Here is an 11,284-nt window from a genome sequence, read left to right on the forward strand (position 1 = left end):
GAGGAGGGGGAGGCGGGGGACGAAGCGGGCTAGAGGTGCGCCGCCAGGAACCTCGCCTGCTTCGGCCAGTGGTGCCCACCGCCGCCCTCGTGCCCGTTGTACGGGTAGACCTCGATCACGGCGTCCTCCGACGCGAGCGCGTTGAACGCCGCGAACGTGGTGCGGGGCGGCACGATCTCGTCCATGAGCGCCACGGAGAACAGCGCCGGTGCCGTGATCCGCTTGGCGAAGTTGACGCCGTCGAGGTAGCTCGCCGTCGTCCACACCGCCTCGGCGTGGTCGCGGTGCACGGCGAGGTAGCGCACGAGCTCCTGGTACGGGTCGCTCACCGCCACCTCGGCGCCGTGCTCCCAGTCGGCCAGGAACGCGACGTCGGGCATGACCGCGACGACGCCGTCCCCGTGCGACTCGGCGAGGGCCGCGGCGGCGATCGCGATGCCGCCGCCCTGGCTCCCGCCGGTGACCGCCACCCGCGCCGGATCGACGAACGCGAGCGTCCGCACCGCGTCGACGAGCCGCAGGGCATCCGTGTGGACACGCCGGTAGAAGTGCTCGTGCGGATCGAGGATCCCGTTCGTCATCCACCCCGCGACCTGCCCGTTCGACGCGTGCGGGTCCGGCGTGTCACCGCCGTTGCCCCAGCCGCTGCCCTGTCCGCGCGTGTCCATGACGACGTGGACGTACCCGGCGAGGGCCCACTGCACGCGCTCGCCCGGCAACCCGCGGCCACCGTTGTAGCCGAGGTACTCGACGACCACCGGGAGCCGCTCGTCCCGCGGCCGGCGTGGACGGGTGACCCACGCCCGGACCGGCTCGGCCGCGAAGCCGGGGAACGCCAGGTCCTCGACGACGAACTCGGTGATCGGCGTGCTGGCCGGCGTCAGGACGGGCCCGACGCCCGCCGTCGTCGCGGCCTGCCGCGCTTCCGCGATCGTCGTCCGCCAGAACGCGTCGAAGTCGTCCGGCTCGCGCACCACCGGCCGGTACGCGCGGAGTTCGGCGAGCGGGAGGTCCGTGAACGGCATCTACAGGCTCCTGCGGTACGCGGCGAGCACCTCCGGCCGCGGATCGGCCGGGATCGTGTCCGCCGCGAGCGGCCAGTCGGGCAGCGCACCGCCGAGCACCCACGCGGCCTGCCGCGCGGCGCCCGCGGCCACGTACTCACCGGGGTCGGGGATGAGCACGTCGCGCCCGAAGACCTGCGCGGCGATGGTCCGCACGGCGGGGTTCTGCGCGGCCCCGCCGATGAGGAACAGGCGCTCCACGCGGGTCCCCGTGCCCTCGACGGCAGCGAGACCGTCGGCGAGGGCGCACAGCATGCCCTCGACGGCGGCACGTGCCAGGTACGGGCGCGTGGTCGTCAACGGGGTCATGCCGAGCAGCGAGGCGGTGGCGTCGGGCCGGTTCGGGGTGCGCTCGCCGACGAAGTACGGCACGAGCACGAGCCCGCCGGCGCCGGCCGGGGCCTCGAGCGCGAGCGCGCCGAGTTCGCCGTGGTCCGCGCCGAGCAGCCCACCGATCACCTCGAGCACACGCGCTGCGTTGAGCGTCGTGACGATCGGGAGGCGCGCCCCCGTCGCGTCGGCGAACCCCGCCACGGTCCCGCTCGGGTCCGCCAGGGAGGCCGTGGTGACGCCGAACACGGTGCCGGACGTGCCGAGGGACACGGCGACGTCGCCCGGCCCGAGGCCGAGGCCGAGTGCGGCCCCGGCGTTGTCCCCGGTGCCCGGGCCGACCACGAGACCGGCGTGCGCGACGGCGCCACCGGGGAGTGCGACCTCCCGGTCGAGCGTGCCCATGGCGGCGGACGGCTCGACGACGCGGGGGACGACCACCGCGTCGCCGCCGTCCGTCGCGGTGCCCGGCCGGGCCTCCCGGAGCACCCGCCCGAGCGCCCGCTCGAACAGGTCGGCGTCGTAGGCGCGGCGGGCCGGGTCCCAGTAGGCGGTGCCGCTCGCGTCCGACGCGTCGGTCGCGAGTGCGTCGAGGTCCGGTCCGAGCGGGCTCTCGTCCGCGGGGCCGTAGCCGCGGAGGCGCCAGGACAGCCAGTCGTGGGGGAGCGCGACCGCGGCCACCCGGGCGGTGTTGTCGGGTTCGGTGTCGCGGAGCCACCGGAGCTTGGTCGCCGTGAACGAGGCGACCGGGACGAGGCCGGTGCGCTCGACCCACTGCTCCGGGCCGAGCTCGTCGACGAGGTCGGCCGCGGCACCGGCGCTGCGGGTGTCGTTCCACAGGAGCGCGGGGCGGATCACCCGGCCGTCGGCGTCGAGCACGACCATGCCGTGCTGCTGCCCGCCGACGGCGATCGCGGCGACGTCGTCGAGCCCGCCGGCGTCGGTGATCGCCGCGCCGAGGGCGTCCCACCACGCGGCGGGGTCGACCTCGGTGCCGTCCGGGTGGCTCGCACGACCGGAGCGGACCACCCGGCCGCTGCGGGCCTCCCGGATGACGACCTTGCAGGACTGCGTGGACGAGTCGACCCCGGCGACGAGGAGGTCCTCGTCACCGGGGTCGGTCGTGCTGGCGAGCGACTCAGCCACGCGCGCCCATGAGGTGCTCGAGGGTGAGCTGCTGCAGCTTGACGAAGCCGAAGCCCTTGCCGCCGAAGTACGCGTCGGCGTCGAAGTCCTCGAAGGCCGAGCGGTCGGCGAGGAAGTCGTCGTACGACTCGCCCTCGTTGAGCGTCGGGGTGCGGAGCTCGGCGACCTTCGACGCCTCGAGCGCCGCCTGCACCTCGGGGTCCGCGCGGAACGCCTGCGCGCGCTCCTTGAGGAGCAGGTACATGCGCATGTTCGCGGCGGCGGAGTCCCAGACACCGTCGAAGTCCTCGGTGCGGCTCGGCTTGTAGTCGAAGTGGCGCGGGCCGTCGTACGCCGGGCCACCCTGCGGTGCGCCGTGCTCGAGGAGGTCGACGAGCGAGAACGCGTTCTGCAGGTCGCCGTGCCCGAACACGAGGTCCTGGTCGTACTTGATGCCGCGCTGGCCGTTGAGGTCGATGTGGAAGAGCTTGCCCTGGTAGAGCGCCTGGGCGATGCCCGCGGTGAAGTTGAGGCCGGCCATCTGCTCGTGCCCGACCTCGGGGTTGATCCCGAACAGCTCCGGGCGCTCGAGGGTCTCGGTGAACGCGATCGCGTGCCCGAGGGTGGGCAGGAGGATGTCGCCGCGGGGCTCGTTCGGCTTCGGCTCGATCGCGAACCGGATGCCGTAGCCCTTGTCGGTGACGTAGTCGGCGAGGAGGTTGACGGCCTCGCGGTAGCGCTCGAGCGCCGCCTGGACGTCTTTGGCGGTGTCGTACTCGGCGCCCTCGCGACCACCCCACATGACGAACGTCGTCGCACCGAGCTCGGCGGCGAGGTCGATGTTGCGGAGGACCTTGCGGAGGGCGAACCGGCGGACCTGCCGGTCGTTCGAGGTGAACCCGCCGTCCTTGAACACCGGGGCGCTGAAGAGGTTCGTCGTGACCATCGGCACGACGAGGCCGGTGGACTCGAGCGCGCCCTTGAGGCGGTCGATCTGCTTCTGGCGCTCGGCGTCCGTCGAGCCGAAGGCGAACAGGTCGTCGTCGTGGAACGTCAGGCCGTAGGCGCCGAGCTCGTCGAGCTTCTCGACGGCCTCGACGACATCGAGCGGGGGACGGGTCGGACCGCCGAACGGGTCGGTGCCGTTGTACCCGACGGTCCAGAGACCGAACGAGAACTTGTCGTCGCGGGTGGGCTTCGTTGCCATGGTGCGCTCCTGAGGGGGTTTGTTGTGAGTCACAACGTATTGCACGACGGACGGGTCCGCAAGGGCGCGCGGCGCATCGGCTCCTGACCGATCGCAGGCCCTCTGGCTCGTTGCCTCGCCGCTCGGTCAGCGGGCCTCCAGTCCGCGGATGACGAGTTCCGCGACGGAGCGGGCCTCCATCGCCCAGTCGGGGCGGTCGATCGCGGAGCCGATGCCGTGGAGTGCGATCATCACCGCGCCCGGGGTCACGTCGTCGCGGATGGTGCCGTCAGCGGCCGCGCGGGCCATCAGGTCCGCGACGGTGCGCTCGAGTTCGCTCCCACCCTCGGCCTGCGTCGCTGGGGTGACGAGGGCGGCGAAGGCGCGCGCGAGGGCGACGTGCTCGATCACGTGGTCCACGAACGCGCGGAGGAACCCGACGAGCCGTTCGCCGGCCGGCCGCGATGCGTCCCGGGCACGCTCGCACAGCGCCGCCACTTCGCCCTGGTAGACCGCGGCGGCCAGTGCCTCCCGTGTGGGGAAGTGACGGTAGAGCGTCCCGACCCCGACGCCAGCCCGCTCCGCGAAGTCGTCGAACCGGATCTGTTCGTCGTGCTCGAACACCGATCGCGCGGCCGCGACGATGGCGTCTCGGTTCCGGCGCGCGTCAGCGCGCAGGGCCCGCTCCTCGGCCATGTGCCCTCCCGGTTGACGAACTGGAGACGACCTCCGTATCGTCCAGACCGGAGATCGTCTCCACGTTAGTGATCGGAGGCATGATGCGGATCCTCATGGTCGGGCGGGGCGTCATCGCGACGATCCACGGCCAGGTGCTCCAGGAGGCCGGGCACCATGTCGAGTTCCTCGTCCGCCCGGGCCGGACTCGCGAGTACGGGGCCCACGTCCGCACGGATCTCGTCGACGGCAGGCAGGGACTGCTCGGCCGACGGCGGCGCACCACGTTCGCGACCCGGCTGCGCGAGTCCGTCGAGCCGGGGGACGGCTTCGATCTCGTCGTGCTCAGTGTCTGGCACCATCGTCTGCGGGAAGCCGTGGCGTCCCTGGCTCCGGTGGTCGGCTCGGCCACGGTGCTGGTCCTGGGCAACGTGTGGGACGACCCCGTCGCCGCGGTGGCTCCGCTCCCCGCGGATCAGGTGGTGTTCGGGTTCCCCGGCGCAGGCGGGGGATTCGACGGCGACGGCGTCCTGCACGGCGCGCTGCTCCGTTCGGTCGTGCTCGGCTCGAGCGGGACGCCGGGCGATCGACGGGCACCCGAGGTGCGGACGACGTTGCAGCAGGCGGGACTCGTGGTCCGGGACGAGCCGGACATGCGCGGATGGCTGTGGTCGCACTTCGTCATGGACGCGGGCATGTTCTCCCAAGCGCTGACGAGCGGCGGCCTGGCGGCCATGATCGGAGATCGCCGCGCGCTTCGCGGGGCGTTCCTGACGAGCCGGGAGCTCCTCCCGGTCCTCGCGGCGCGGGGGGTCGACATCGGGCGCCACCGCGGCGCGACGACGCCCGCTCGGTTCCCCGGGATGTCGGCCGCATCGGCGGCGTGGGCCACCCGCCTGCTCCCGATCGCACGGGCGAGCCTGGCAGCACACACCGATCCCCACGCGGCGGAGCCCCGTGCCGTGCTGGAGGACATGCTCGCCACCGCACGTGCGCTCGGCATCGCGACCCCGCGGCTGGAGCGGTCGGCCGAGGGGCTCAGCCCAGCGTCGGCAGCTCGGTGAGCACGTGCTCGAGCGGCAGCGACGCCGCACCGATGAGCAGGATGTCCGCGCCGAGCTCCGCCCGTCGGATCTGCACGTCGGGGACGAGCGGCGCGAGCAGGTGCGCGTCGAAGGCGCTGCGGAGGCGTGGACCGTCTGCCGCCGCGAGGGCTGCCAGGAACCCGCCGAGGACGATCCGCTCCGAGCCGAGCACGTTCACGACGCTCGCGAGCGCGATCGCGAGGGTGTCGATCTGGCGCTCGACCTCCGCGACCACGGCGCTCGACCGGCTGCTGCCGCCCTCGGTCGCGGCGAGGAGCATCCGCTCGAAGGTGTCGGGGTCGGGTTCGCGCACGTCGAGCACCGCGGCGAGCCGAGCCCGGGTCACCGCGGCCTCGAGGGTCCCGACCAGGCCGGCGCTGTCCCGCGACCCGTCCGTCCGGATCGACACGTGGCCGATCTCGCCGGCGTGGCCGCTCGCGCCGAGCAGCGGCACGCCGCCCGTGACGATCCCACCGCCGATGCCGCTCGCCCCGCCGTTGACGTAGAGCAGGTCGTCCGCCCCCCGGCCGGCGCCGAACACCCACTCGGCCGCGGCCCCGAGCGAGGCCTCGTTCGCGGCGCGGACCGGCATGTCCAGCGCCGAGGCGAGCTGGGCGGCGAGTGGGACGTCGTGCCAGTCCAGGTGCGGCGCCAGGCGGACGACCCCGTCGGCGACGCGCACGAGCCCGGGGACGGCGACGCCCGCGCCCACGACCACGGCACCAGGCGGGAGGTCCGCGCGGATGGCGGCGACGGCCTCCTGGGCGATGGAGGCGACGCGTTCCGGTGTCGGAGGCTGGTCCACGTCGACACGGACGCGCCGGACCACACGGCCGCCGAGCAGCACCGCGGCGACCCGGACGGCGTCGATCTCGGGGTGCACGGCGATCCCGACCGCCCGGTCGGCGGGGCGGACCGTGGGGCTCGGACGGCCGACCGATCCCGCGCCACGGACCTCGTCCTCGATCACGAGCCCGCGGTCGACGAGCTCGCCGACCAACCCGGCGACCGTCGAGCGGTTGAGGCCGCTGAACCGGGTCAGGTCGCTCCTGGTGGCGGGCGTGGCGTGCACACGACGGAGCAGCGACGTGAGGTTCTGGTGACGTCCCAGGTCCTTCCGCCGCGCCTGCGATGCGCTCGCTTCCGCCATCCCGTGATCGTAGCGACCGCGCCCGACCGGGCACCGACATCGTTTTCGTTCGGCGATCGGGCCTTCTTCGGGGGACAAGCTGGGTGAGCGCTGTTCACGAACCATCGGATGGGAACGTTCGCTCAGCTTTCTTGACCGCCCGGAGAGACCGGGTCTAGGAATGCCCCAATCCGTGGCACCGAAGCGCGGGGGGAGACGCGTCGGACACCGACGACGTCCTCGTCGTCGGTGCCGCACGCAGCCCGATACGAGGAGGTATCCGTGGAAGACGACGCGGTCGAGAACGCAGTTGCGGCGATGGGGGCCGGGCCTGGCCCGAGCCGGAGGGGACTGGTCCGCGGAGCGGGACTGGCAGGTGCCGCCGCGTTGGCGTCGGGCCTGCTGTCGTTCTCCGGCGGGGACATGGCGAGCGCGGCCGGGAAGGCAGGGAACTTCCCGTCGACGCCCGGGTTCAAGTTCGTGTTCATCAACCACGTGACCACGAACACGTTCTTCCAGGCCACGCAGTACGGACTCGCCGACGCCGCCTCGATGCTCGGCCTGCCGAAGCCCCAGTGGACCGGCTCGGAGACCTCGAACGTGTCGCAGATGGTCAGCGCGTTCAACACCGCGGTCAGCGGCGGCGTCGACGGCATCGCCGTGTCACTCGTCGACAAGACCGCCTTCAACGAGCCCGTCAAGAAGGCGCTCGCCGCGGGGATCCCCGTCGTGTCCTACAACGCGGACGTCACCGGGAACGCGCGGCTCAACTACATCGGCCAGGACCTGTACGCGTCGGGGCAGGCCGCCGGCGAGCACATCGCGAAGCTCCTGCCGAACGGCAGCAAGATCGCGATCTTCATCGCGACGCCGGGTGCCCTCAACATCCAGCCGCGAGCGGACGGTGCGATCGCGGCGCTCAAGGCCGCGAACAAGGGGTTCCAGGTCAAGCAGATCGCCACCGGGGCCGACGAGGGCAAGGAGCAGAGCGCGATCGACGCGTTCCACACCGGGAACAAGGACTACAAGGGCCTGTTCGCGGTCGATGCGGGCAGCACCCAGGGCGTCGCGAACGTCATGAAGAAGTACGACCTGGCATCGCAGGGCTACAAGGGCGGCGGGTGGGACCTCCTGGCCTCCACCGAGAAGTCGATCCGCCACGGCATCCTCAGCTTCACGATCGACCAGTCCGCGTACCTGCAGGGGTTCCTGCCGACGCTGTACCTGTACCTGTACAAGCTGTCGGGCACGCTCGTCGCACCACCGCTCACCGACACCGGCCTCAAATTCGTCACGAAGAAGAACGTGAAGCCGTACCTCAAGTCGACGAACCGGTTCGAGGGCAGCTCGTCCGTTCAGAAGTACCTCACGTCGTGAGCGACGACGCCATCGGCCTCCAGACGGAGTCGCCCACCCCGGCACCCATGTCGTCCGCACCCCGACCGGCTCGCCGCGGCCTCCGCGGCGGGCCGCTCGGGGGTGTGCTCCGGATCCGCGAGTTCTCGGTGCTCGTCGTCGACGTCGCGCTCATCATCTACTTCGCCGCGACGAACCACGCGTTCCTGACGGGGTCGAACATCGGCAACATCGCGAACTTCCTCAGCGCGGCGGCGATCATCGCGGCGGGCGAGGTGTTCCTGCTCATCTGCGGCGAGATCGACCTGTCCGCGGGCATGACGTTCGCGCTGACGCCGATCCTCATGGTGACGTTCGCCGACGCGATGCCGCTGTGGACGGCGCTCCTGCTGGCGCTCGTCGTCGCGACGCTCATCGGGTTGTTCAACGGGGTCGTGAACCAGTACCTCAAGCTGCCGTCGTTCATCGCGACGCTCGGGACGCTGTACGGCCTGCACGGCGTGGCCCTCGCCATCGCGGGGAGCACACCGCTGCCGGCCCCCACGAAGGGCGCGCTCGTCGCGGTGTTCGGCGGGTACCAGTGGTCCGAGCTCGTCTGGGCGGTGCTCATCGTCATCGTCATGCAGGTCGTGCTGACGAGCACCCGGTCGGGCGTGCACACGATCGCCACGGGCGCGAACCTCGTCGGCGCCTCCGAGGCGGGCATCGCGGTCCGGCGCGTCAAGATCCGGGCGTTCATGCTCACGTCGCTGTTCGCCGGGCTCGCCGGCATCCTCGACGGCACGAACATCGCCAAGTCGTTCGACCCCAACGCGGGCGGCAACGACCTCATGTTCATGGCGATCGCGGCCGCGGTGCTCGGCGGGACGTCGCTCATCGGCGGCTCCGGCACCGTCGTCGGCGCCTTCCTCGGTGCGCTGCTCCTGGCCGTGCTCCAGGACGGCTTCAACATCGAGGGCATCTCCGCCACCACGTTCGTCATCGTCGAGGGCGCGGCGATCCTGCTCGCGATGATCCTCAACATCTACCTCGCGCGCTTCCGGCAGCGAGCGAAGGAGCAGTAGCCATGACCACCACCACGGGTACGGGCACGACCGACCGCGCGCCGGGAGGCACGCCACCGGCGCTCGAGGCACGGCACGTCAGCAAGCGGTTCGGGTCCGTCACCGCCCTGCGCGACATCAACCTGCACGTCGGCAAGGGCGAGGTCCTCGGGCTCATCGGCGACAACGGCGCGGGCAAGTCGACGCTCATCAAGATCCTGACCGGGTACCACCAGCCGACGGAGGGCGAGCTGTTCCTCAACGGGGACCCGGTCACGTTCACCGGCATCGGCGACGCGCGGGAGCGGGGCATCGAGACGGTGTTCCAGGACCTGGCGCTCGTCAACACGCTGCCCGTGTACCTCAACCTCTACCTCAACAAGGAGCTCCGGCGCGGGCCCTTCCTCCGCCGCTCGGAGATGCGCGAGAACGCTCGCCGGTACCTCGACGACATCGGGATCCGGATCGCGTCTGTGAACGACGAGGTCGCGAACCTGTCGGGCGGCCAGCGGCAGGCGATCGCGGTCGCGCGATCGGTGTACTCCGACGCGAGGATCCTGCTGCTCGACGAACCACTCGCGGCCATGGGTGCGAAGGAGGGTGGCATCATCCTCGACTTCATCTCGATGCTCCGCGAACGCGGCGAGGTGTCGATCATCCTCATCGCGCACAACTACACGCAGGTGTTCGACGTCTGCGATCGCGTCAACCTGCTGCAGCACGGCGAGATCACCCTCGACAAGCGCACCGACGAGGTCTCGGCCGAGGAGGTCCTCGACATGGTGGCCAAGGAGTACCGGCGCGGCGGACGACTGGCCGAGGGGCGGGGGCGGTTGCTCGACGAGGTGCGGTAGCGGCGGCGCGGCGCGGTTGGTCTGCCCCAGTCCAAGGGGCGAGATGACCCCGGCGCGCCCCGCACGGCTCGCACGGCACCCGATCATGCGGTAGACAGAGTGGTACGCGCTCGATCCGAAGCCATCGGCCGGCGCGGGCGGCACGTGTCGACCGGGACCCCCTGGAGGTCCCGCCCGGACGCGCCACCGTTTTCCGTGTGCTCGTGATCAGGAGGCATGCGCTGTGGGGACCCAACCGACCCTCGACGACGCGACGACCGACCAGCCCCGCGTGCGCGAGGACCGACGGCAGCGCGCCGTCGAGAGCCTCGGGCTCACCGAACCGGACCGCAATCCGCGCCTCGACCGGATCACCCGGATCGCGCGCGCCATGTTCGGCGTGATGATGTCCTCGGTCACGGTGATCGACCGGGACCGCGCGCTCTACATGGGCCGCGCGGGGTTCGACGACGCCGAGTCCGGCCGGGGGGACACCCCCTGCAAGCTCGTCACCGACACGGGCGAGGTCATCACGACGGACGACGCGCGCCTCGACCCCCGGTTCGCCGACATCCGGCCCTTCGTCGAGAACGGACTCGCCTTCTACATCGGGCACCCGCTCACCGACGCCTCCGGCAACGTCGTCGGGTCGTTCTGCCTCATCGACAAGGAGCCCCGGACGCTCTCCCCCCGCGAGATGCAGGAGTTCACCGACCTCGCTGCGTGGGCCCAGGAGGAACTCCTCGCCGAGGCCGAAGCCGTGCGCGCGCGCGACACCCAGCAGGCACTGCTGCCGGAGCGGCCGCTCGTCACGGACGAGGTCCGCGTCGAGGGCGTCTGCATCCCGTCGCTCGGCGTCGGCGGCGACTACTACGACCACGGTGTCGTCGGCCGCCTCGTGCACGTCGCGATCGGCGACGTCATGGGCAAGGGCACCGCGGCGGCGATCCTCGGGGCCGCCACCCGTGCCGCCGCCCGGACGATCGTGCCCTCGATCACCGACGAGGTCTCGCTCGGCGCGGCCGTGGACCGCATCGAACGGGCCATGACCGGTGACCTCCAGCGCACGAACGCCTTCGTGACCTACTTCCACGCCACCATCGACCTCGACACCGGGCGCCTCGCCTACGTCGACGCCGGCGCGGGCCTGTCGATCCTCGTGCGCGCGGACGGGACGGCCGAGCAGCTCACCGGCACGGGCCTCCCGATCGGGATCCTGCCGCAGCCACACACCGCGCAGACGACGACGCTGTACCCGGGCGACCGCCTGGTCCTCGTGAGTGACGGGGTGCTCGACGTGCTGGACGACGAGATCGTCTGGCCGGACGAGCTCGCCGGCTACACGCGCGAGGCGGCCGACATCCACGCCCTCGTCGAACGCATCCGGTCACTCAGCGCCGAGCGGGTGCCGCTCGACGACGTCACCGTCGTGGTCGCGGAGTACCGCCCGTGACCCTC

10 protein-coding genes are annotated in these 11,284 nt (G+C 71.9%); 5 read left to right on the forward strand and 5 right to left on the reverse strand.

Annotated features, from left to right (window positions below; genetic code table 11):
- Positions 1–29: 29 nt before the first annotated feature.
- From DEI81_RS14525 to DEI81_RS14540, 4 genes are all read right to left on the reverse strand, one after another.
- Positions 30–1,025, reverse strand: a complete 996-nt coding sequence (locus DEI81_RS14525) for an acetylxylan esterase (RefSeq protein ID WP_111011451.1) — start codon at positions 1,023–1,025, stop codon at positions 30–32.
- On the reverse strand, positions 1,026–2,540 hold the full coding sequence (xylB, locus tag DEI81_RS14530) for a xylulokinase (protein WP_111011452.1): 1,515 nt from the start codon (positions 2,538–2,540) through the stop codon (positions 1,026–1,028).
- The gene (gene xylA / locus DEI81_RS14535) at positions 2,533–3,726 is read right to left on the reverse strand and encodes a xylose isomerase (RefSeq protein WP_111011453.1); all 1,194 of its coding nucleotides are present in this window, start codon (positions 3,724–3,726) and stop codon (positions 2,533–2,535) included. Before xylA ends, xylB begins: the two co-directional genes overlap by 8 nt.
- A 126-nt stretch (positions 3,727–3,852) precedes the next feature.
- Complete coding sequence (locus DEI81_RS14540; protein WP_111011454.1) at positions 3,853–4,401, reverse strand: TetR/AcrR family transcriptional regulator; 549 nt, start codon at positions 4,399–4,401, stop codon at positions 3,853–3,855.
- A gap of 68 nt (positions 4,402–4,469) precedes the next feature.
- Between DEI81_RS14540 and DEI81_RS14545 the strand changes: the two genes are divergently transcribed.
- Positions 4,470–5,444, forward strand: coding sequence for a ketopantoate reductase family protein (locus DEI81_RS14545; protein ID WP_258368768.1), 975 nt, complete (start codon positions 4,470–4,472; stop codon positions 5,442–5,444).
- Here DEI81_RS14545 and DEI81_RS14550 read toward each other — a convergent pair.
- Positions 5,419–6,615 carry an ROK family protein gene (locus DEI81_RS14550; protein ID WP_111011455.1) on the reverse strand — a complete coding sequence of 399 codons (1,197 nt, stop codon included), beginning with the start codon at positions 6,613–6,615 and terminating at the stop codon, positions 5,419–5,421. The two genes, DEI81_RS14545 and DEI81_RS14550, sit on opposite strands and share 26 nt — an antisense overlap.
- A gap of 261 nt (positions 6,616–6,876) precedes the next feature.
- Between DEI81_RS14550 and DEI81_RS14555 the strand changes: the two genes are divergently transcribed.
- The 4 genes from DEI81_RS14555 to DEI81_RS14570 all read left to right on the forward strand — a co-directional run bounded on the left by DEI81_RS14555 (position 6,877) and on the right by DEI81_RS14570 (position 11,279).
- Entirely contained in the window at positions 6,877–7,971 is a 1,095-nt protein-coding gene (locus tag DEI81_RS14555; protein WP_220035697.1) for a substrate-binding domain-containing protein, read from the forward strand.
- Positions 7,968–9,014 (forward strand): ABC transporter permease, encoded by a 1,047-nt coding sequence (locus DEI81_RS14560; RefSeq protein ID WP_220035698.1) that lies wholly within the window; start codon positions 7,968–7,970, stop codon positions 9,012–9,014. The genes DEI81_RS14555 and DEI81_RS14560 overlap by 4 nt, the downstream gene beginning before the upstream one ends.
- Before the next feature lie 2 nt (positions 9,015–9,016).
- Entirely contained in the window at positions 9,017–9,847 is an 831-nt protein-coding gene (locus DEI81_RS14565) for an ATP-binding cassette domain-containing protein (protein WP_111011457.1), read from the forward strand.
- Positions 9,848–10,070: 223 nt separating this feature from the next.
- A complete protein-coding gene (locus DEI81_RS14570) occupies positions 10,071–11,279 on the forward strand; it encodes a PP2C family protein-serine/threonine phosphatase (protein ID WP_111011458.1) in 1,209 nt (402 codons plus the stop codon).
- The last annotated feature ends 5 nt before the right edge of the window (positions 11,280–11,284 follow it).

The organism is Curtobacterium sp. MCBD17_013, from assembly GCF_003234565.1.
Lineage (GTDB): Bacteria > Actinomycetota > Actinomycetes > Actinomycetales > Microbacteriaceae > Curtobacterium.